At 68.5% G+C, this 22240-nt stretch carries 18 protein-coding genes; 9 read left to right on the forward strand and 9 right to left on the reverse strand.

Annotation, left to right across the window (positions count from 1 at the left end):
• Positions 1-77 precede the first annotated feature (77 nt).
• From MKI84_RS04665 to MKI84_RS04685, 5 genes are all read left to right on the forward strand, one after another.
• Entirely contained in the window at positions 78-1301 is a 1224-nt protein-coding gene (locus MKI84_RS04665) for an iron-containing alcohol dehydrogenase (RefSeq protein WP_241616913.1), read from the forward strand.
• A 20-nt stretch (positions 1302-1321) separates the two neighbouring features.
• Positions 1322-2836, forward strand: coding sequence for an NAD-dependent succinate-semialdehyde dehydrogenase (locus MKI84_RS04670; protein WP_241616915.1), 1515 nt, complete (start codon positions 1322-1324; stop codon positions 2834-2836).
• Positions 2837-2961: 125 nt separating this feature from the next.
• Complete coding sequence (locus MKI84_RS04675; protein ID WP_241616917.1) at positions 2962-3747, forward strand: GntR family transcriptional regulator; 786 nt, start codon at positions 2962-2964, stop codon at positions 3745-3747.
• A gap of 227 nt (positions 3748-3974) precedes the next feature.
• Positions 3975-5162 carry a CaiB/BaiF CoA transferase family protein gene (locus tag MKI84_RS04680; RefSeq protein ID WP_241616918.1) on the forward strand — a complete coding sequence of 396 codons (1188 nt, stop codon included), beginning with the start codon at positions 3975-3977 and terminating at the stop codon, positions 5160-5162.
• Positions 5162-5944, forward strand: coding sequence for an enoyl-CoA hydratase (locus MKI84_RS04685; RefSeq protein ID WP_241616920.1), 783 nt, complete (start codon positions 5162-5164; stop codon positions 5942-5944). Before MKI84_RS04680 ends, MKI84_RS04685 begins: the two co-directional genes overlap by 1 nt.
• Before the next feature lie 32 nt (positions 5945-5976).
• Here the strand turns inward: MKI84_RS04685 and MKI84_RS04690 are convergent, their stop codons facing one another.
• On the reverse strand, positions 5977-6666 hold the full coding sequence (locus tag MKI84_RS04690; RefSeq protein WP_241616922.1) for a GntR family transcriptional regulator: 690 nt from the start codon (positions 6664-6666) through the stop codon (positions 5977-5979).
• Positions 6667-7166: 500 nt separating this feature from the next.
• Between MKI84_RS04690 and MKI84_RS04695 the strand changes: the two genes are divergently transcribed.
• From MKI84_RS04695 to MKI84_RS04710, 4 genes are all read left to right on the forward strand, one after another.
• Complete coding sequence (locus MKI84_RS04695) at positions 7167-7625, forward strand: (2Fe-2S)-binding protein (RefSeq protein WP_241616924.1); 459 nt, start codon at positions 7167-7169, stop codon at positions 7623-7625.
• Between the two features lie 5 nt (positions 7626-7630).
• Positions 7631-9862: a xanthine dehydrogenase family protein molybdopterin-binding subunit gene (locus MKI84_RS04700; protein WP_241616925.1), complete on the forward strand. Its 2232-nt coding sequence runs from the start codon at positions 7631-7633 to the stop codon at positions 9860-9862.
• Positions 9863-10228: 366 nt separating this feature from the next.
• A complete protein-coding gene (locus MKI84_RS04705; RefSeq protein ID WP_241616927.1) occupies positions 10229-11353 on the forward strand; it encodes a metallophosphoesterase family protein in 1125 nt (374 codons plus the stop codon).
• Positions 11350-13980 (forward strand): AAA family ATPase, encoded by a 2631-nt coding sequence (locus tag MKI84_RS04710; protein WP_241616929.1) that lies wholly within the window; start codon positions 11350-11352, stop codon positions 13978-13980. Before MKI84_RS04705 ends, MKI84_RS04710 begins: the two co-directional genes overlap by 4 nt.
• A gap of 11 nt (positions 13981-13991) precedes the next feature.
• Here MKI84_RS04710 and MKI84_RS04715 read toward each other — a convergent pair whose 3' ends face one another.
• The 8 genes from MKI84_RS04715 to MKI84_RS04750 all read right to left on the reverse strand — a co-directional run bounded on the left by MKI84_RS04715 (position 13992) and on the right by MKI84_RS04750 (position 22225).
• Complete coding sequence (locus tag MKI84_RS04715) at positions 13992-14870, reverse strand: sugar kinase (protein WP_241616931.1); 879 nt, start codon at positions 14868-14870, stop codon at positions 13992-13994.
• Positions 14871-14874: 4 nt separating this feature from the next.
• Positions 14875-16344 (reverse strand): mannitol dehydrogenase family protein, encoded by a 1470-nt coding sequence (locus MKI84_RS04720; protein WP_241616932.1) that lies wholly within the window; start codon positions 16342-16344, stop codon positions 14875-14877.
• Positions 16341-17558 (reverse strand): mannonate dehydratase, encoded by a 1218-nt coding sequence (gene uxuA, locus MKI84_RS04725; RefSeq protein ID WP_241616934.1) that lies wholly within the window; start codon positions 17556-17558, stop codon positions 16341-16343. Before uxuA ends, MKI84_RS04720 begins: the two co-directional genes overlap by 4 nt.
• Positions 17559-17596: 38 nt before the next feature.
• Positions 17597-18667 carry an L-idonate 5-dehydrogenase gene (locus MKI84_RS04730; protein ID WP_241616936.1) on the reverse strand — a complete coding sequence of 357 codons (1071 nt, stop codon included), beginning with the start codon at positions 18665-18667 and terminating at the stop codon, positions 17597-17599.
• A 10-nt stretch (positions 18668-18677) separates the two neighbouring features.
• Complete coding sequence (locus tag MKI84_RS04735; RefSeq protein WP_241616938.1) at positions 18678-19955, reverse strand: TRAP transporter large permease; 1278 nt, start codon at positions 19953-19955, stop codon at positions 18678-18680.
• The gene (locus MKI84_RS04740; protein ID WP_241616940.1) at positions 19955-20455 is read right to left on the reverse strand and encodes a TRAP transporter small permease; all 501 of its coding nucleotides are present in this window, start codon (positions 20453-20455) and stop codon (positions 19955-19957) included. Before MKI84_RS04740 ends, MKI84_RS04735 begins: the two co-directional genes overlap by 1 nt.
• Positions 20456-20516: 61 nt before the next feature.
• Positions 20517-21491, reverse strand: a complete 975-nt coding sequence (locus MKI84_RS04745) for a TRAP transporter substrate-binding protein (protein ID WP_241616942.1) — start codon at positions 21489-21491, stop codon at positions 20517-20519.
• A gap of 44 nt (positions 21492-21535) precedes the next feature.
• Positions 21536-22225, reverse strand: a complete 690-nt coding sequence (locus MKI84_RS04750; RefSeq protein WP_241616944.1) for a GntR family transcriptional regulator — start codon at positions 22223-22225, stop codon at positions 21536-21538.
• Positions 22226-22240: the final 15 nt, after the last annotated feature.

Raw genomic sequence — 22240 nt, forward strand, 5'->3', positions numbered from 1 at the left:
TCGCATCCAGCCGCGGCGCGATCTGGCGCTGTTTGCGGGATCAAGGTATCATAAAACCTCTATCAGTGAGTTGCGCCATGTTCGGAGCCCTGCGTCTACCCCACACCATCCTCTTCGGCGGCGGCCAGCGTCACGTCATCGGTTCGGCGGCCGCGCGCTTGGGAACGCGCACGCTGGTGTGCACCGATGCCCGCATGGCGCAACTCGCCGTCTTCGCCGACCTCCTCAAGGACCTTGAGGCGCACGGCGTCGAGGCACGGGTCTACGACCAGACCATCGCCGACCTGCCGATCGAATCGATCAAGGAGTGCGTGGCCGGCGTCGGCGACTTCAAGCCGGACAGCATCATCGGCATTGGCGGCGGCAGCTGCATCGACATGGCGAAGGTGGTCTCGGTGCTGCTCACCCATGGCGGCGAGCCCAGCGCCTATTACGGTGAATTCGCCGTTCCCGGTCCCGTCGTGCCGCTGATCGCGGTGCCCACCACCTCCGGCACCGGCTCCGAGGTCACCCCGGTCGCGGTCATCCTCGACAGCGCCCGCGGCACCAAGATCGGCATCGCCAGCCCGTACATCATCCCACACATGGCGGTGTGCGACCCCGAGTTGACCATGACCTGCCCGGTCGGCCTCACCGCCTGCTCGGGCGCGGATGCGCTGGCCCATGCCGTCGAGGCGTTCACCAGCAAGACCCGTCCGGCCGACGCGATGCTGACCGAACAGCACGTCTTCATCGGCAAGAACATGCTCTCGGACCACTTCGCCCGGCTCGCGGTCTCGAACGTGTTCCGCTATCTCGCCCGCGCCTGCAAGGACGGCAGCGATGTCGAGGCCCGCGAGGGCATGATGCTGGCCTCGCTGGCGGCCGGCTGCGCCTTCGGCACGGCGGGCACGGCGGCGGCCCATGCGCTGCAATATCCGGTCGGCAACCTCACCCACACCTCGCATGGCGATGGCGTCGGCGCGCTGCTGCCCTTCGTCATGCAGTTCAACCGCTCCGCCAGCCCGGACGCCTTTGCGGAACTGGCCGGCGTGGTGGGTCTCGGCGATGCGTCGATGAGCGCAGACCAGCGTTCGCAACTCTTCATCGACGAGGTGGCGCAGCTATTCGCCGACATCGGCATTCCCCGCTCGCTCCAGGCGCTCGGCCTTGCGTCGGGTCATGAGAACGACGTCGCCGCCGGCGCGCTGAAGGCCGAGAGGCTGGTGAAGAACAATCCGCGCCCGCTGGACCTCGCCGCGATGCTCCACATCACGCAGGCCGCCTTTGCCGGCGAGCGTGCCGCGCTGCGCAATCTCTGACCATCATCGGGATACAGATCATGTCGACCAACACCGCGCACCAGATGCCCGCCGATACCGGCGCCACCTATGTCGTTCCCGGCTTCGGGGCGAAGGAGTCCTTCCCGATTCCGACCGACCTGCTCATCGGCGACAACTGGGTCGCGGGGAGCGGGGAGGGCCGTATCGAGGTTCTCAACCCCGCCACCGGCGCGGTGCTGACCTCGATCGCCGATGCGACCGTCGCTGACGGCATGGCCGCGGTCGACGCCGCGCAGGCCGCCGCCGCCTCCTGGGCCGCGACCCCGCCGCGCGCCCGCGCCGTCATCCTGCAGCGCTGCTTCCACGCCATGGTCGAGCATGCCGACTGGCTGGCACAGCTCATCTCTCTGGAGAACGGCAAGGCGCTGCCGGATGCGCGCTCCGAAGTCATGTACGCCGCCGAGTTCTTCCGCTGGTACGCGGAAGAGGCGGTGCGGATCAATGGCGACATCGGCATCGCCCCGGCCGGCGGCAACCGCATCATGGTGCAGTACCAGCCGATCGGCATCTCCCTGCTGATCACGCCGTGGAACTTCCCGGCGGCGATGGCGACCCGCAAGATCGCCCCGGCGCTGGCCGCCGGCTGCACCTGCATCCTCAAGCCGGCGGAAGAGACTCCGCTGACCGCGCTGGCGGTGGGCGAAATCCTGCGCCGCGCCGGGGTGCCGGCCGGCACGGTGAACATCATCAACACCTCCGACCCCGCGAGCGTGTGCAGCGCCATCCTGCGTGACCGCCGCGTGCGCAAGCTGTCCTTCACCGGCTCCACCGAAGTCGGCCGCATCCTGCTGCGCGAGGCTTCCTACAACATCATCAACTCGTCGATGGAACTGGGCGGCAACGCGCCGTTCCTGGTGCTGGACGATGCCGATCTCGACGCCGCCATCGACGGCGCGATGATCGCCAAGATGCGCAATGCCGGCGAGGCCTGCACGGCGGCCAACCGCTTCTATGTGCAGGAGGGCATCTATCCCGCTTTCGTCGACCGGCTGGTGGAGAAGATGGGCGCGCTGAAGCTTGGCGCGGGAACCGATGCTGCCACCCAGTGCGGCGCGATGATCAACGGCGCGGCGATCGACAAGATCGAGATGCTGGTGAGCGACGCGGTTGGCAAGGGCGCGCGCGTGCGGCTCGGCGGCAAGACGCCGGCGGGCGAGGGCTTCTTCTACCCGCCGTCGGTGCTCGACGAGGTGCCGCTGAACGCCGACCTGCTGCGCGAGGAGATTTTCGGGCCGGTCGCGGCGGTGGTGCCGTTCAAGGACATCGAAGATGCCGTGCGCATGGCCAACGACACCGAATACGGCCTCGCCGCCTATGTCTACACCGAGAACATGAAGCTCGGGCTTCAGCTTGCCGAGCGGCTGGAATACGGCATGGTCGCGCTCAATCGCGGTCTGGTCTCCGATCCCGCCGCACCGTTCGGCGGCGTCAAGCAGAGCGGGCTCGGGCGCGAGGGTGCCCATCACGGGCTGCTCGAATTCACCGAGGCCAAGTATATCGCGGTCAACTGGTGACGATGGCCGGGTGGGCGGCGCGCGTCGCCCGCCCGCGCCATGACGGCCCCCGGCGGCGCGGCGTCGCTTGGTTGGAACGATGAGAACCTATATCTTATATCATCTTTGTTTTAGGTTTGATTCACATGGCCACCAGCACTCAGGATCCCCTGTCGTTTTCGCGGCTGGTGGCGCTCGACGACAAGCGTCCCACCTATCCGCAATCGCTGGTGGAACTGGCTTATGAGCAGCTCCTGTCCATGCTGGTGACGATGAAGATCGCGCCGGGCGGGCATATCAGCATCGAGGCGCTGGCGCGGCAGCTCGAAATCTCGCAGACCCCGATCCGCGAGGCGCTGACGCTGCTGGAGGCGCAGAAGCTCGCCTACAAGATCCCCAATGTCGGCTTCCGGGCGGCGGAACTGCTGACCCGCCAGGAAGTGCACGACCTGTTCGAGCTGCGCCTGCTGATCGAGCCGGCGGCGGCGGCCTTCGCGGCGGAAAAGGCCAATGACGAGGCGCTGCGCGCGCTGGAAACGCTTGCCGAGGAAATGTCGCGCCAGCAGACCGGCAATGAGCTGGCCTACGCCCAGTTCGCGGAAGGCGACGCGCGCCTGCACCAGCTGGTGACGGCGGCGAGCGGCAACCGCTTCATCGCGGAGACGGTCGAGGGCCTGCACGTCCATCTCCACATCTTCCGCTTCCTGTTCAGGACCAACGCCACCGCCAAGGCCGTGCAGGAGCATGAGGCGATCGTCAGTGCGCTTCTCGCGCGCGACCCGGCGGGCGCGGAACAGGCGATGCGCAACCATCTGCTGGCCTCGCGCGGGCGCATGACGCTGGCGCTGGACGAGCAGGAGCGTCTGGCCGGCGCCAACCTCTCGCCGGAGGGCGGCGGGCGCCCGCGTCGGGGCCGCGCGCGCAAGCGCTGAAGGCGGCAGAAGCACGCGGCGAACCGCGATCACCGTTTGACAGGGGTCCGCGTCGTAACTAAAATCATATAGGATATATGATGCATCGCCCTCCCGATGAGGGCCGGAGCGTATAGTCGTGCATCCCCGCGCCGATGCGGTGCGCCGGGATGGAACAGGTCTCTTATCCCGGCGCGATGCGCGTTCCGCCGCGTTGCCGGGCAATGACATAATGGGAGGAATTGGTGATGGCTCTGCCTCTACAGGGCATCCGGGTGCTCGACATCTCGCAGGTGATGGCCGGGCCGTTCTGCTGCATGCTCTTGGCCGACATGGGCGCCGACGTCATCAAGATCGAGCCGCCGGGCACGGGCGATTCCACCCGCCATTCCATGGGCTTTCGGCTCAAGGGCTCCGACAGCCCCGGCTTTCTGGCGCTCAATCGCAACAAGCGCAGCATCACGCTCGACCTCAAGTCGCCGGAAGACCGCGAGGTGCTCTACGCGCTGGTGAAGACCGCCGACGTGCTTGTCGAGAATGCCCGCCCCGGCGTCGCCTCGCGCCTCGGCATGGACTACGCCACGCTGAAGGCGATCAACCCGCGCCTCGTCTATGCCAGCATTTCCGGTTTCGGCCAGACCGGCCCGTGGTCGCAGCGGCCGGGCTTCGACCTGATCGCGCAGGCGGTGTCCGGCGTGCTCAGCTCCAACGGCTTCCCCGGCATGGAGCCGGCCAAGAACTCCATTGCGGTGGCCGATCTCGGCGCCGGCCTGTTCAGCGCCTACGCCATTCTGAGCGCGGTCATCGGCCGCCAGACCTCCGGCGAGGGCCAGCACATCGACGCGTCGCTGTTCGAGGCGGCGCTGGCGCTCTCGATCTGGGAGACCACGGAACTGTGGGGCACCGGCAAGTCGCCCGCGCCCATCGGCTCGGCCAACCGCATGTCCGCGCCCTATCAGGCGGTGGAAGCCGCCGATGGCTGGTTCGTCATTGGCGCCGCCAATCAGGGCCTGTGGCTGACCTTCCTGAAGGTGCTCGGCCGCGAGGAACTGCAGCAGGATGAGCGCTTCTCCACCAATGCCGCGCGTGTGCAGAACCGCATCGCGCTGATGGAGGAGCTGGCGCCGACCTTCCTCACCCGCACCCGCCAGGAATGGATCGACGCGCTGATGGCGGCCGGCGTGCCGACGGCGCCGATCCTCGATTATGGCGAGGCGGTCGCCAGCGAGCAGGCCGAAGCGCGCCAGATGGTGCAGATGGTGCCGCACCCCGTCGAGGGCGAGTTCCGCGCGCTCGGCTTCCCGGTAAAGCTCAGCGCCACCCCGCAGGAAGTCCGCCTCCCGCCGCCGCTGCTCGATGAGCATGGCGACGATATTCGCCGGGAACTGGTCCAAATGGGGCTGCTGTCGCAGTCGAAGACGAAGAGCGTGGCGTGATGAGCACTCCCGGTATCGATTTCGAGAAGGCTGGCGACGTCGCCTTCGTCCGCTTCAACAACCCGTCGGCGCACAACGCCCTCACCAGCCAGATGTGGCACGACCTGCGCGACGCCGCGCTGGCGATCGCGGAGGATCCCGCGATCCGCGTCGCGGTGTTCCGCGGCGTGGGCGGCAAGGCGTTCGTCTCCGGTACCGACATTTCCGGCTTCACCAAGTTCGCCAGCGGCGCCGACGGCGTGGCCTATGAGCGTGGCATCGATGAGTGCATGAGCGCGGTCGACGCCATCCCGGTCACGACCATCGCCGTGGTCGATGGCTGGGCGGTCGGCGGCGGGCTCAACATCGCCTCCGCCTGCGATTTCCGCCTCGCCACACCGGGCGCGCGCTTCGGCTCGCCCATCGGCCGCACGCTCGGTAATTGCCTGTCGGCGCTCAGCATGGCGCGCATCGGCGGCGCCATCGGCGTGCCGCTGGCCAAGCGCATGGTGCTGCTCGGCGAAATCATCACGGCCGAGGAAATGCTCGCCAAGGGCTTCCTGCTGAAGATCCTCGATGCGGGGGCGATGGAGGCGGAGGTCGAGGCGCTGTGCCGCCGCGCGGCCGAGAACGCGCCGCTGACCACCCGCGCCACCAAGGCCACGATCCGCAAGCTCTCCCTCGACCAACTGCCGGACATCGAGGCGATCGTCTCCGAGGTCTATGGCAGCGAGGATTTCCGCCGCGGCGTCGAGGCGTTCCTCGCCCGCACCAAGTCCGTTCCGACGTGGACCGGCAAATAGACGGCGGGATGTGAAGGACGCCGCCGGATCGCTCAGCGGTCCGGCTGCACCTCGTGCTCCAGCACCCGGCGGGTGACACGCCAGCCATTGAAATGGTGGGCGCGCAGCAATTCGCGCAGCAGCGGCCCCTGTCGCTGCTTGAGCGCCGCCACAATCTGCTCGTGCTCCATCACCGCGCGGGCCCAGCGCTCACTTACCCGGTTGCCGGCGAAGCGGTACAGCCGCACGCGCGCGCTTTCCACCCGGTAGACCCGCGACAGCGCCGGATTATGCGCGCAGTCGACAATGGTCTGGTGGATCTCCTGATTGATGCGGAAATAACCCATCAGGTCGCCCGCCCGCTGGCACGCCACCATGTCCTCGTGCCGGGCTTCCACCCGCGCGAATTCTTCCGCCGTGCCCCGCTCGCAGGCCGGCTCCGCCGCCACGCTTTCGAGGCCGGCGAGCAGTTCCATGGCGAGGTCGACCTCTTCCGGGGACAGCTTGGTCACCTGCGCGCCGCGATTGGGCACGATCTGCACCAGGCCTTCGGTTTCCAGAATCTTGAACGCCTCGCGCAGCGGCGTGCGGGTCACGCCGAGCCCCTCGGTCAGCATGCGCTCGGAGATGCGCCCGCCCGGCGGCAACTCGCCGGCCAGGATCATGTCGCGGATGCGCTCGACGACATGGGTCGCGCTGCGCCCGCGCAGCGTGCGCGCCAGATCGGGAGCCAAATCAGCCATGTCGGTCGCCGGCTCGGGCGACTGATCGGGAGTGGCAGGCTCGGTGAGTGATTGCATGCAAACAGGCTGTCACATCGCAGATTAAATGTCCATTTCGATCGATCATTCCTGTGATTACATTCAATGGCGACGCGTTCGCATCGTCGACGCGTGCCGCTGATGCAATGTTGCTGTAAACGCCGCGCGACTGTCGGCACGTTATCGCGACTTGGCAGCCGGATGGGCGTTCGAGGTCTTCGAGCAACTGCGTCGCTTATGTCACTGCCGGCGGGCGCCCGGTCGAGATCTGCGGCGTCTTGGGCGCCGCCTCCGATCCCGCGCCCGGCCAGCGATAGGAATTCACCGGGTATGCCGCGCCTCACGGACTGGTGATTAGATGATGGCCATCAGCATAGCCTAGCTTCCGCCCCGGAGCGCATTCGACTGCCGTCCACCCGCCGGGAAGCGGAGGGCGGCTTTTCCTGTTGCGCCCCTCATCCCGTGATGAAGAGGGCTCATCCATGAAATTCACACTCAACGGAGCCGAGCACAGCATCGAGGCGGACGGCGACATGCCTCTGCTCTGGGCGCTGCGCGACGTCGTCGGCCTCACCGGCACCAAATTCGGCTGCGGCGTCGCGCTGTGCGGCGCCTGCACGGTCCATGTCGACGGAGCGCCGGTCCGCTCGTGCCAGACCACCGTGGCGGATGTCGAGGGCAAGAGCGTCACCACCATCGAGGGCGTCGCCGGCAGCGGCGAGGTCGGTCAGGCGGTGGTGGCGGCCTGGCGCAAGCTCGACGTGGTGCAGTGCGGCTACTGCCAGTCCGGGCAGATCATGTCCGCCGTCGGGCTGCTCAGCGAAAATCGCAAGCCGACCGATGACGATATCGACGCGGCCATGGACGGCAATGTCTGCCGCTGCGCCACCTATCAACGCATCCGCGCGGCGATCCACGACGCCGCCGCCAACCTCGCGTGATCGCCATGCACCTCATCAAACCGGACCATTACCGCAAGATGCTGGCGGGCCAGCTGGCGGGCCAGTCGGCGGGCTCGGGCGAGCCGGTGGCGCCCTCGCGCCGCGGCTTCCTGCAGGGCGTCGCCGCCATCGGCGGCGCGCTGGTCATCGGCCTTCATCTGGAAACGGGCAAGGCGTTCGCCGCCGCCGCGAAAGACGGCCCGATGCCCAACGCCTTCGTGCGCATCGCCCCCGACAGCACCGTCACCGTGCTGATCAAGCACCTCGACATGGGGCAGGGCGTGACCACCGGCCTCGCCACCATCGTCGCCGAGGAACTCGACGCCGACTGGAGCCAGATGCGCGCCGCCTTCGCGCCGGCCGATGCGCTGCTCTACAACAATCTGGCGTTCGGCCCGGTGCAGGGCACGGGCGGCTCGACCTCCGTCGCCAATAGCTGGGAGCAACTGCGCAAGGCCGGCGCCGCCGCCCGCCACATGCTGGTCGCCGCCGCCGCCGAGAAATGGGGCGTGCCCGCTTCCAGCATCACCATCGACAAGGGCCGGCTGGCGAGCGGCAGCCATTCCGGCAGCTTCGGCGAGTTTGCCGAGGCCGCCGCCAAACTGCCGGTGCCCACCGAGGTCACGCTCAAGGACCCGAAGGACTTCAGGCTGATCGGCACGCGCCTGCCGCGCCTCGATTCGGCCGACAAGACCGACGGCAAGGCGATCTACGCGCTCGACATCCGCCGTCCGGGCATGCTCACCGCGGTACTGCGCCGTCCGGACCGCTTCGGCGCCACGCTCAAGAGCTTCGACGCCACGGCGGCGAAGAAGGTGCCGGGCGTGGTCGAGGTGGTGGCGGTGCCCAACGGCATCGCGGTGCTCGCCACTAACACCTGGGCGGCGATCCAGGGCCGCGAGGCGCTGGCCGACATCGTCTGGGACGAGGCCAATGCCGAGATGCGCTCCACGCCCGAGCTGATGACGGCCTACAAGCAGCTCGCCACCACGCCCGGCACGAGCGCCGCGAAGCGCGGCGATGCGGCCAAGGGCCTTTCGGGCGCCGCCAAGGTGATCGAGGCGGAGTTCGAGTTCCCCTATCTCGCCCACGCGCCGATGGAGCCGCTCAACTGCGTGATTGAGAAGACCGGCGACGGTGTGACCATCTGGACCGGCTCGCAGTTCCAGACCATCGAGCAGGCGGTGACCGCCGGCATCATGGGAATCAAGCTCGAGCAGGTGAAGATCGAGACGCTGTGGGCCGGTGGCTCCTTCGGGCGCCGGGCCAATCCGCCGGCCGACTATGTGGCGGAGGCGGCGACGATCCTCAAGGCCATTGACGGGCGCGCCCCGGTTCATCTGGTCTGGACCCGCGAGGACGACATCAAGGGCGGCTATTACCGCCCCATGTTCTACCACAAGGTCCGCGCCGGGGTGACGGCGGACGGCAAGATCGCCGGCTGGGAACAGCAGATCGTCGGCCAGTCCTTCATCGTGGGCACGCCGTTCGAGGCGTTCATCGTCAAGAATGGCGTCGACGGCACCTCGGTCGAGGGCGCCTCCGACACCAATTACGACATCGGCAATTTCGCGGTGGACCTGCACACGGTTCCCTCGAAGGTGCCGACGCTGTGGTGGCGCTCGGTCGGCCACACCCACACCGCGCAGGCGGTGGAGGTGATGATCGACGAACTCGCCCACGCCGCCGGCCGCGATCCGGTGGAGTTCCGCATGGAGCTGCTCAAGGACAAGCCGCGCCACGCCGCCGTGCTCAAGCTTCTGGCGGAAAAAGCGAATTGGGGTCCCAAGGCCGGGCAGGGCAAGGGCCGTGGCCTCGCGCTGCATGAGAGCTTCGACACGGTGGTCGGCAGCGTGATCGACGTCTCGGTGGTGGACGGCCAGATCAAGGTCGACAAGGTGATCTGCGCCGTAGATTGCGGCATCGCCATCAACCCGGACGTCATTGCCGCGCAGATCGAGGGCGGCGTCGGCTTCGGTCTCGGCGCCGCGCTGCATGACGAGATCACGCTCGACAAGGGGCTGGTGGAGCAGTCGAATTTCGACGGCTTCATTCCGCTGCGCATGTCCGAGATGCCGAAGGTGGAGGTGCACATCCTGCCCTCCGCCAACGCACCCACGGGCATTGGCGAGCCGGGCGTGCCGGGCGTCGCGCCGGCGCTGTCCAACGCGATCTTTGACGCCACCGGCCAGCGGCTGCGCTCGCTGCCGTTCAAGCTTGAGGACTTCAAGGCGTAGTTCACGCCGCCCTCTCACTGGGAAAAGGCCGGCGCGAGCCGGCCTTTTCTGTGTGCGCGTCTCAGGCATTCACCCAGCGGCAATTTCCTGCACGTCTTCCGGCGCCCGCGGCGCTGGCCCTCGTCGCGATCAGGCTGTTCTCGCTCGGCATGACGCTGCTAGGCAGGTGCTCGCCGAGGGGTGGCGGCGGAAGCCGCGCCTCCGCCATCGGCCTGAGCGACGCGCCATCGATGACAGCCGCTTCCGGGGCGCCGGGCCTCTCCCTTCGCGCCCGGTGCTTTTCCGGCCGCGCCTTCCCGTGGATGCCGGGCCGCGCGACGCGCGCCGGCGGGGACATCGCGCAACATCCTGGGTTATGAAGTGGACATGTACCGCTTCATCCATTCCGGCGACCTTCATCTTGGCAAGCGCTACGGCAACATGCCGGAGGAGTTGCGTGGGCGGCTGAAGGAGGCGCGCCACACCGTGCTGCGCCGTCTGGCGGACCAAGCCCGTGCGCAGGGCGCCTCCGCGATCCTGCTGGCCGGCGACAGTTTCGACACCGAGACCCCGAGCCCGGAGACGCGGCGCCAGGCGCTGGCGGAAATGGCCCACCACGCCCCGCTCACCTGGGTGCTGCTGCCGGGCAACCACGATTCGCTGCAGGCGGCGCAGCTCTGGAGCGCGCTCGCCACTGGCCGGCCGGCCAATGTCACGCTGGCGACCGAGGCGGCGATCCATGAGCTGGCGCCGGGCGTCGCGCTGTTGCCCGCCCCGTGCACCACCCGTCGCCCGGGCCGCGACCTCACCCAGTGGATGGACGGCGCAGCGACGCCCGAAGGCACGATCCGCCTTGGCCTCGCGCATGCCGCGATCCTCGATTTCGCGGAAGAGGGCGGCGCCTCCGGCATCATCACGCCGGACCGCGCCGCGCGGGCCGGGCTCGATTATCTCGCGCTCGGCGACTGGCACGGCGCGATGGCGATCGACGCGCGCACCCATTACAGCGGCACGCCCGAGCCGGACCGTTTCAAGCACGACCGGCCGGGGCAGGCGCTGCTGGTGACATTGCCGGCGGTCGGCGCGCCGCCCGAGGTCACCCCGCTGGTCACCGGCAGCTTCGAGTGGCGCACCATACCCCTGCATCTGCTGGCGCAGGACGATGGCCCGGCCCGCCTTGCCGCGTTGCTGCCGCCGGGGCCGGAGCGCCGGCAATCGCTGCTGCGCATCGCCGCCACCGGCCGCGCCAGCCTCAATGCGCGCACCGCGCTGGCGGCGGCGATCGAGCATGCCGCCCCGGAATTCGCCCTGCTGGAGCTTGATGACGACAGGCTGGAGACCGATTGCGAGGCTGGCGACCTCGACCTGATCGACCGCGCCGGCGCGCTGCGCGAGGCGGCCGAGCGGCTGCACGCCGCCAGCCTCGACACGGCCGCCTCCGCCGCCGAGCGCGAAGTGGCGCGGGCCGCACTCATCCGCCTGTTCTCCCTTTGCCAGAAGATCGCCTCATGAAGATCGCGGCGCTGCGGTTCTACAATGTGAAGCGCTTCGCCCGTCAGGGCGTCGCCATCGAGAACATCGCCGATGGCGTCAATGTGCTGTGCGCGGCCAATGAGTACGGCAAGTCGACCAGCTTCGAGGCGCTGCACGCGCTGTTCTTCCAGCCGCACACCGGCGCGCCGAAGGAGGTGAAGCGGCTCCAGCCCTATAGCGGCGGCAATCCGCTGGTGGAGGCCGACATCGTGGTGCCGGAGGGGCGCTTCCGGCTCAGCAAGCAGTTTCTCGGCGGCCGGCGCGCCACGGTCGAGAGCCTCGACGACGGTCGTCTGATCGCGCAGGCCGACGAGGCCGAACGCTTCATCGCCGGGCTGGTCCGCGGCGGCACCGCCGGACCCGCCGGCCTGCTTTGGGTGCGTCAGGGCATTACCGGCATCGGCGATCGCGCGCGCAAGGAGGAGGACGAGGAGCGGCAGGTGCGCGAGAGCCTCCTCTCCTCGGTTCAGGGCGAGGTCGAGGCGGTGACCGGTGGGCGGCGCATGTCGCAGATCATGGCGGCCTGTCAGGACGAACTCGCCGTGCTGGTCACGCCGACCGGCCGACCAAAGGCAGATGGCCCGTACAGCAAGGCACTCGATCTGCGCAACACACTGGCCGAGACCGAGAAGCGGCTTGCCGGCGAGGTCGCGATCCTGCGGGAGGCGCTCGACCGGCGCGCGCGGCTTCAGCGCGAACTGGCCGAATTGAGCGATCCCGACGAGCAGGCCGCGCGGCGCGAGGCGGTCGTGAAGGCCCGCGCCGCGCTCGATCACGCCAAGAGCCATGCCGAACGGCTGACGGCGGCACAGGCGCAGGCCGGGCTGGCGCGCAATCAGGCCGAAGCGGCCGAGCGCGCTCTGGTCGCCTTCCGCGAAGCGCTGCATCGGAGCGCGACGGTTCGGGTGGCGCTCGACGCCGCGGCCGCGCAGCGCGGGCAGGCCCTGACCCGGCGTGCCGAGGCGGCGCGGGCGATCGACGAGGCGCTGGCGGAGGTCCGCGCGGCGGAAGCCGGGGAAGCCGCCGCGCGCGCACTGATGGCGCGGCTGGACGCGGCGCTGGCGGCACGCCGGGCGGCGGCGGAGATCGAAGCGTTGCGAGCCCGTCTCGCGGCTGCCGATGCCAAGCGCGGCGAGGTGGAGGCGGCCGAGGCGGCTCTCGCCCTGATCGCGCTGCCCGCCGGGGCGGTCGATGCGCTGCAGAAGCTTGAGACCGAGATCGCGACATTGCGCGCCGCGCGCGAGGCCGGCCTGCCTTCGGTGCTGCTCGACTATGAGCCCGGCATCGCCACCCCGGTGCTGATCGACGGCGAGCCGCTTCCGGCGGGTGAGCCGCGCCCGGTCGCCGACCGCGCGCGACTGACCATAGCCGGGCTCGGCACGCTCACGCTGCGCTCCAACCGACCCGAGGCGGACGATGGCCGGCTGGAGACGGCGCAGACCCGCCGACTTAGGGCGCTTTCGGCGGTCGGCGCCGCCGATCTGGCCGATGCGCGGCGCCGCGAGGCGCAGGCGCGCGAGGCGTCCGCCGCGTTGGACCTGCTGCGTCTCGAACTGCGCCACCTCGCCCCGGAAGGGCTGGCGACGCTGCGCGAAGAGGTGGCGCGCCGCGCCGCGCTGGCCCCCGAGCCGACCGAACTTTCCGACGACCCGGAAGAGGCCCGGCGGGCGCGGGAGGCGGCCGACCGCCGGGTCCAGGCTGCGCGCAATGCCGCGCGCGAGGTCGAACCGCTGCATCGCCATGCCGGCGAGGCGGTGACCGCCGCCGAGACTGCCTATCTCACGCTGAAGGCCGAATTTGAGCGGCTGGAGGCCGGGCTGGGCCCGGAAAACGAACGGCCGGCGCAGGAAGCGCGGCTGGCTTCCGCCCATGAGAATCTTGCGGCGACGCTGCGCGAGCGTGACGCCGCCGCCGCGCAACTCCTTGACGGCGCACCGGATCTTCAATCCGCCGAGGCGGTGCTGCGCCGCGCGACGTCCGCCGAGGATGCCGCGCGCCAGCAGCAGGAACGGCTTCAGCTCGACCTTGCCGGCCTGAACGCCGAGATCCGCACCCGTTCGGACGACGCGGTGGAGGAGGCGTGGCGCGAGGCTAGCGAGGCGCTGGAGGCGGCGTCAAAGCGGGTCGCGGCCTTCGAGGCCGAAGTGGGCCTGCTGAACCGGCTGGCCGGCACACTGGCCGACGCCCGCGCTGCGGCGCGAGACCTTTATCTCCAGCCGGTTATCGGCGAACTGCGCCCGCTACTGGGCATGCTGTTCGACGACGTGTCCATCGTGTTCGACGAGAAGACCCTGCTGCCGCAAACCATCCGCCGCAATGGCCAGGACGAGGAGATCGACCGGCTGAGCGGGGGCATGCGCGAGCAGCTTTCCGTGCTCACCCGCCTCGCCTTCGCGCGGCTGCTGGCGCAGGGCGGGCGGCCGGCCCCGGTGATCCTCGACGACGCGCTGGTCTATTCCGACGACGACCGTATCGAGCGCATGTTCGAGGCGCTGCATCGTCAGGCCATGGACCAGCAGATCATCGTGTTCTCCTGCCGCCAGCGCGCCTTCGCGCGGCTCGGCGGGCAGGTGCTGCGCATGGAGCCGTGGCAGCCGGCTACCTGAGGAATGCCCCGCTAGACCAGCGCGCCCTTGCGCGAGATGACGTGGACCGCCAGCGCATGCGCGCGCTCGACGCTCGCCTCGGGCGACAGTCCTTGCAGCCGGGCGGCGAGCCAGCCGGCATTGAAAGCATCGCCCGCGCCCGTGGTGTCGACCGGCTCGACCGGGGCGAGCGCATGGGGGATCATCCTGCCCTCAACCGCCAGCAACACGTCGCGGCCGCCATTCTTCACCACCACCTCGCGTCCCGTCTGCGCGCCGTAGCGCACCGCGCAGGCTTCAAGGCTCGCATCGCCGAAATGCTGCGCCTCGTCCTCGAAGCTCGGCAGAACGATGTCCGCGACGCCGGCCGCGCGCATGATCACGGCACGCATCGTGTCGGCGTCCTCCCAGAGGCGGGGCCGGATGTTGGGGTCGAACGCCACCTTCACGCCCCGCGCACGGGCCGATTGCAGCGCTGCGATCAGCCGTTCGCGCGCCTCGGGCGCGAGGATGGCGAGCGTGATGCCGCTGACATAGGCGATGTCGGCCCAGCCGAGCGCGGCGTCGAGCGCCGCCCCGTCATCCGCCAGCAGCCTCGCGGCGGAGCGATCGCGCCAATAGGTGAAGCTGCGCTCGCCATGGCGCAGCGAGATGGCGTAGAGCCCGGGACCGCGCGTGGGCTCATGGCGGATGAACCGCGTGACCAGCCCGGCCTGCGCGATGAAATCCTCGATCCGCGCCGAAAAAGGATCGGTTCCCAGCGCGGTGAAATAGGCGATGTCAGCGGCGTCGCCAGCGAGGCGCTTCAGGTGCCAGGCCGTGTTCAGCGTGTCTCCGGCGACATTCATCGCCCAGAGCGGGGCCTGCTCGGACAGCTCCAGCATGGCCTCGCCAATCGACAGGAAATGCATCGCCTCACACCCCGCCGGATGCGGCTTCGCGCGCGATCACGGCCGGCATGCCCTCGCGCAGCATGGCATCGGTCAGTTCCGACAGCGTGCGACCGAAATCGCCCGCCATCAGGCGCTCGGGCAGGATGTCAGGGCAGGCGGCGGCGAGGGCGGGGAGTAATGCCGCGGCGTTGCGCGCGCCGCTGGCAGCGGCCAGCAGGGCCTGCGCGCGCGGATCATCGGTCAGAATCGGCGCGCCGTCGGCGCTTCGGCGGGCGACATAGGTCACCCAGCTCGCCAGCGCGAAGGCGAAGGCGCGCGTCGGCGTGCCGGCCTCCAGCGCATCCAGTGCGGTGGCGGTGATGCGCGGCGGCAGCTTCTGCGTGCCGTCCATGGCGATCTGTGCGGTGGCATGAGCAATTGCCGGATTGGAGAAGCGCTCCGCCAGCGCGTCCGCATATGCGCCGAGATCCAGAGCAAGCCCGCGCACGGTCGCGGCCGCTGCCGCGAGATGGCGGCGCACCAGCGCGGCATGGGCCGGGTCCGCCATCACGTCGCGGACATAGGTCTTGCCCGAGAGCTGGCCGCTATAGGCCAGCATCGAATGCGCTCCGTTGAGCATGCGCAGCTTCATCTGCTCATAGGGGCCGACATCGCTCACGAACACGGCGCCGGCCAGCTCCCATTCCGGGCGTCCGGCCCCGAAGTCGTCCTCGATGACCCATTGGCGGAACGGCTCGGTCTCGACGGCCGCAAGGTCCTCATGGCCGGTCAACTCCTTCGCGGTGGCGAAGGTTTCTGCCGTCGATGCCGGGGTGATGCGGTCGACCATGGTGGAGGGAAAGCGCACCTGTGCCTCGATCCAGCCGGCAAAGTCGGCGTCATGGATCTGCGTCGCGAAGTCCAGCACCGCGCGGCGCAGCTTGGCGCCGTTATGGGAGAGGTTGTCGCAGCTCAGCACGGTGAAGGGCGCGATGCCCGCCGCCCGACGCTGGCGCAGTGCCTCGACGATCAGCCCGATCACGCCGAGCGGGGCGTCGGGCTGGGAAAGATCCGCGGCAATGGCGGGATGCGCGCGGTCGAGATGGCCATCGCTGGTGATGCCATAGCCCTTCTCGGTCACGGTGATCGAGACGATCCGGCAGGCCGGGCGGGTCATGGCGGACAGCGCGCAACTCGCGGTGCGCGCGCCGGCGACGACATATTTCAGCGCGCCGATGATGCGAGCGCTGGTCTCAGCGCCGCGCGTGATCAGCGTGTAGCGCCCATCCTGCGGGTTCAGTGCCTCGGCGACGGCGGTGCCGCGCAGCGAGACGCCGATCACCCGCCAGTCGCCGCCCTTCGCCGACAGCACCTCGTCGGTATAGGCCAGCAGATGCGCCTTGGCGAAGTTGCCGAGGCCGAGATGCACGATCCCGGCCCGGTGCTCTTCCGGCCGGTAGCGCGGCCACTCGGCCTCACCGGCGGCGAAGGACGTCGCGGCCAGTCGGTTCATTGCGCGGTGCCGGCGCGCGGATGGGCGAGGGCGGTCATGATTCCGCGCAGCTCGGCCAGCCCCTTGAGCCGTCCGATGGCCGGATAGCCCGGCTGGCCGCCACGATTGAGGTCGTCGAGGATGTTCTGGCCGTGGTCGGGGCGGAACGGGATGTTCCAGTCCGGCCGGCCGGCGGCCTTGCGGCGCGCCTCCTCGGCGAGGATCGAGGCGATCATGGCCACCATGTCGGTATTGCCCTGAAGATGGGCCGCCTCGTGGAACGAGCCGCCGAGATGGCGCTCCTCCAGCGCGACATTGCGCAGATGCAGGAAATGCACCCGCCCGCCGAGCCGGTCCATCATGCCCGGAAGGTCGTTGTCGGCGCGCGCGCCCAGCGAGCCGGTGCACAGCGTTATGCCGTTGGCCGGGATGTCGACGGCCTCGATCACCGCGCGGTAATCGGCCTCGGTCGACATGATGCGCGGCAGGCCGAGCAGCGGGAACGGTGGGTCGTCGGGATGGCAGCACAGCCGCATGCCGATTTCTTCCGCCAGCGGGCTGACCTCGGCGAGGAAATCGACGAGGTGCTGGCGCAACCGCTCGGGCGAAATCTTGTCGTAATGGGCGAGGTGGGTCTTCACATCGTCCATCGACATGGCTTCGGCCGCGCCGGGCAGGCCGAACACGACATTACCGGACAACTCGGCCTTGCGGGCATCCGACATGCCGGCGAAGCGCTCGCGCGCTTTCTCCATGATGTCAGGCGCGTAGCTCTCCTTCGCGCCGGCCCGCTCCAGCAGGAACAGGTCGAAGGCGGCGAAGTCGATGGCGTCGAAACGCATGCAGGTCGCGCCGTTCGGCAGGCGATAGGAAAGGTCGGTGCGCGTCCAGTCGAGGATCGGCATGAAATTGTAGCAGATCACCTCGATACCCGCGGCGCGCAGGTGGCGCATCGAGGTCTTCCAGTTGGCGATGTGCTCGCGCCACGGGCCGGACTGGCGCTTGATGTCCTCGGAGACCGGGAGGCTCTCCACCACGTCCCATTTCAGGCCGGAGGGCGCGCCGTCCGTCATGGTGCCGATCACGGCCTGACGGCGTGCGATGTCCTCGGGCGACCAGACCGCGCCGGTCGGGACGTGGTGGAGCGCGGAGACCACGCCCTCCACATCCGCCTGCAGCATGTCGTCGATCGATACCAGATCCTTAGGGCCGAACCAGCGCCAGGTTTGTTTCATGAAACGGTCTTTCCGAATTCGTCAGGTCGTTGCACCGCTCAGCTCGCCGCGAAGGAGAGCTGTACCTTGACGGAGCTGGAGCGGTCCGAAGCGGCGCGGAAGGCGGCGAGCGCTTCGGTGATGGGATAGGTGCCGGTGATCATCGGGCGCGGGTCGATTGCGCCGGTGCCGATCAACCGGGCGGCCTCGGCGAATTCGACGTCGAAGCGCTGGGAGCCGACGAACACGATCTCCTTGCCCACCATGACGTTCAACGGCATCGGGGTCGGTCCGGCGACGCCGACCTGCACCAGCGTGCCGAGCGGGCGCAGCACGCTCACCGCATCGCGGATGGCGGCGGCGGCGGCGGAGCATTCGAACACGAGGTCGACCTTGCCCTTGCCTTCCTGCCAGCGCGCGAGTCCCTCGGGCGTGCGGGCGGTGTTGACGGCATGATCGGCGCCCATGCGCAGGGCGACATCGAGCGTCGCATCCTGGATGTCGGTGACGATGATCTCGGCCGCGCCGCGCTGGCGCGCGACCGCGATGCACAGCGCACCGATGGGACCGGCGCCGGTGACCAGCACGGTCTTGCCCTTCAGGCTGCCGGAGACCGCCTCGCCGCGATTGGCGGCGTGCAGGCACACCGCCAGCGGCTCGCTGCAGGCCGCGGCGCCCGGGGAGATTTCCTCGGGCATCGGGAAGCACTGGCCGGCGCCGATCACAAGCTGATCGCGGAACATGCCCTGTTCATGGGGCAGGTACATGGCCGAGCCCTTGAACCGCATATGGGTGCAATGGCGCGGCAGGCCGTTGCGGCAGAATTCGCATTCCCCGCACGGATGGGACGGGTTGACCGCGACGAGCTGGCCGACTTTCAGCCCCTCCACCGAGGGGCCGATCGCCGCGATACGCCCGGCGGCCTCATGGCCCAGAATGATGGGCTCGCGCACGCGGATGGTGCCGATCCCGCCTTCCAGCCAGTAATGCAGGTCCGAGCCGCAGATGCCGCCGGCGAGAATGGCGACGCGAACCTCGCCGGCGCCCGGCTCGGCGAGGGCGCGGGTTTCGATCTTCAGATCGTCCTGTCCGTTGAGCAGGACGACGCGAATGTCTTGAGTCTCGCTCATGGATCGTTCCTCAGGGCAGCATCAGGTTCGGCAGCCAGGTCGCCAGCGGGGCGAAATAGCTGACCATCAGCAGCACGATGATGTTGGTGATGATGTAGGGCACGATGGCGCGGATGACCGGGGAGAGCGGCATCCTCGCAATGTTCGAGGCGACGAACAGGCACACGCCCACCGGCGGGGTGGTCAGCCCGATCATCAGGTTCAGCACCGCGAAGCACGCGAAATGCAGCGGTTCGATGCCGACCGCGCCCGCCAGTGTCATCAGCGGCACGAACAGGATGATGAGGGCCGCGATGGTCTCCATGAACATGCCCACGAACAGCAGCAGGATGTTGATGAGCAGGATGACCATGTACTTGTTGTCGGTGATCGACAGCACCGTGTCGGCCAGCATCTGCGGGATGCGCTCGGCGACCAGGATCCAGCCGAACACGTTCGCCGTGCCGACCAGCACCAAAATACCAGCGGAGCTGATGGCGCTGTCGATGATGATCTTGGGAATCTTCGAGACCGGCAACTCGCGATAGACGAACAGGCCGACGATGGCGGCGTAGAGGCAGGCGACCACCGCGGTCTCGGTCGGCGTGGTGACGCCGATCAGCAGGCCGCCGACGATGAGCGCGGTCATCGCGATCGCCCAGATCGCGCCGGCGAAGGAGAAGAACAGCTCGCGCAGGCCCTTCCACGGCTCGCGGGGGAAGTCGTGCTTCTTGGCGAGGAAATAGGTGGTCACCATCATGGCGAAGCCCATCAGGACTCCCGGGACCGCGCCGGCGAGGAACAGCTTGCCGACCGACAGCCCCGAGAGCGAGCCGACGATGATCATGGGCACGCTCGGCGGGATCATGGGGCCGACCGTGGACGAAGCCGCCGTCACCGCCGCCGAGAACGCGGCGGGGTAGCCGACCTTCTTCATGCCGGGGATCATCATGCCGCCGACCGAGGCGACATCGGCCACCGCCGTGCCGGAAATGCCGCCGAACAGCATCGAGGCGGCGATGTTGGCCTGGGCGAGGCCGCCGCGCATCCAGCCGACCAGCGCATTGGCGAAGCGGATGATGCGCTCGGTGATGCCGCCGGAATTCATCAGATTGCCGGCAAGGATGAAGCCGGGAATGCAGAGCAGCACGAAGCTGTCCATGCCGGCGTACATCTTCTGCGGGATCACCACGAGCGGGATATCGGCGAACAGCAGATAGACCATCGAGGACAGGCCGAGCGTGACCGCCACCGGCAGGCCGATCGCCAGCCCGACGACAAATGTGCAAAGAAGCAGCGTGAGGCCCATCACTCGTCCCCTGACGTCGGAATCGGGTGGCCGCTATGGCGGCCGGTGATCATTTCGAAGGCGCGCAGCAGCGCCCACAGCGCGAGGGTGACGAACAGCACCAGCATCGAGGCGTGGAGGAAATCCATGCGCCAGCCCAGCGAGGGGGCGGTCTGGCGAACGCCGATGGCGGTGAAATCCCAGCTGGCGGCGAGCAGCGTGATCGCGAAACCGGCCGTGATCAGCGCGCACAGCAGGCGCAGCAGCCAGGGCAGGCGACCGGGCAGGCTTTCGCACAGCAGGTCGACATTCACCAGATCGCCGCTGCGCAGCGCCATGCCGGCGCCGAGCGCGCCGATATAGATGAGGCAGAAGCGGGTCAGTTCTTCGGTCCAGACCGGCGCCGAGGGTAGGAAGGTGCGCGCGAAGACCTGAAGCAGAACCGAGCTGGCCAGCAGCAGGAAGACGGCCAGTATCAGGAGGCGGCAAAGCCCCTCGATGCCCTTGAATAGCTGTGACATGGGTACCTCCGCGCGAGGAACCTGCCGGCCGCGTCACGCAGGCCGGCAGATTCGATGCGGGTCAGTTGGAGCTGAAGATCTGTTCGGCCAGCGGGCGGATATCGGCGGGCACCGACTTGAGAACCGCATCCTTGGCCTTGGCGGCGAAGGCGGCCTGATCGACATCGACGAACTTGACGCCCTTCGATTCGAGGTCTGCGACCAGCGCGGCCTCGTCGGCCAGGAAGAGCTGGCGCTCATAGGCCTGGGTGCGCTTGGCGGCTTCGGTCACGGCGGCCTTGTCGGCGTCGGACAGCTTGTTCCAGGTGCGCTCGGAAATCACGAGGTAGATCCAGGACCGGACATGCTCGGTCTTGTTGATGACCTTCTGCACCTCGTAGAAGCCGCCGGACTTGAACAGCGCCAGCGGGTTTTCCTGACCGTTGATGGTGCCGTTCTGCAGCGAGGTGAATACCTCGGAGAACGCCATCGGGGTCGGGTTGGCACCCATGGCCTGCCAGGCGGCGACGAAGACCGGCACGTTCGGCACGCGCAGCTTGAAGCCGCTCAGCTCGGCCGGGGTCTTGATCTCCTTGTTGGCGGAGAGGTTGCGCGGGCCGCGCGCGAAATAGGTCAGCGGGCGCACGCTGGCCTTCTCGATGATCTCGGCCTCGATCTGCTTGCCGATCTCGCCGGAGGCGACCTGGTCCATGTGCTCCAGCGAGCGGTAGCCGTAGGGCAGCGCCAGCAGGGCGGCCTTGGGCGCCCAGTTCTGCAGGCTCTCACCGGTGATGGTCATGTCGGCGGTGCCGAGCTGCATGCCGTTGATGAGGTCGATTTCCTTGCCGAGCGACTCGTTGGGATAGACTTGGACTTTGACGCGGCCGTCGGAGAGCGCGGCGACTTCCTCGCCGAACTTCAGCGCGGCCTTGTGCCAGATGTTGTCCTCATTCGCGAGGTGGCCGAGCTTCAGGGTCACGTCGGCCATGGCGGGGCCGGCGAGAAGCGCGATGGCGGCGCAGGTGGCCGCAAGGCGTGTCAGCTTGTTCACAATCATTGTCTCCTCCTCGTTGTTCTGACGTTTCCGGGGCTACCGGAGGGCTAGCGAAAAAACTCGGGGTGTTCCTGCTCGATGACCGGGAGGTCCTGCAGGATGCCCTTGAGATGCGCGCGGATGGTCTGCTCGGCGCGCCCGGCATCGCCGGCGGCAATGGCCTCGACGAGTTCGGTGTGCTGGTCGACAAGGCGCGCGACCGAGAAGTGCATGCTGGACAGGAAGCGCACGCGGTCCATCTGCGCCTTCATCTCGACGATGACGCGCCAGGCATTGGCCTTGCCGGCGCCAGCGGCGAGGGTGTGATGGAACGCCTCGTCCGCTTCCATGAAGTCGCGGGCCGAGCCGCCGATGATCCCGCGCTGGCGCGTGAGCTGGCCGCGCAGATCCGCGATGAGCGCGGGCGCAGCGTCCTGCGCCAGCAGCTTCACGATGTCGGCCTCGACCGCCTCGCGCACGAAGCGGGCATCCATGACGGCGGAAAGGGAAATCTTGGCGACGAAGGTGCCGCGCTGCGGGCGCACTTCGAGCAGGCCCTCATTAGCGAGCTTGATGAAGGCCTCGCGGACCGGCTGGCGGCTCACGCCGTAATGCTGGGCGATCTCGGCTTCGGAAATCCGCGAGCCGGGGCTCAGATCATTGTCGATGATCGCCGCGCGCAAGGCGGAATAAAGCTGATCGACCACGCTGACGCGCATCGTCTGCAGTGTGGCGGCATCCAGCCTGGCGAGCTGCATGATGTTGTTTCCTTC

Source organism: Ancylobacter gelatini (genome assembly GCF_022601675.1).
GTDB classification, from domain to species: Bacteria; Pseudomonadota; Alphaproteobacteria; order Rhizobiales; family Xanthobacteraceae; genus Ancylobacter; species Ancylobacter gelatini.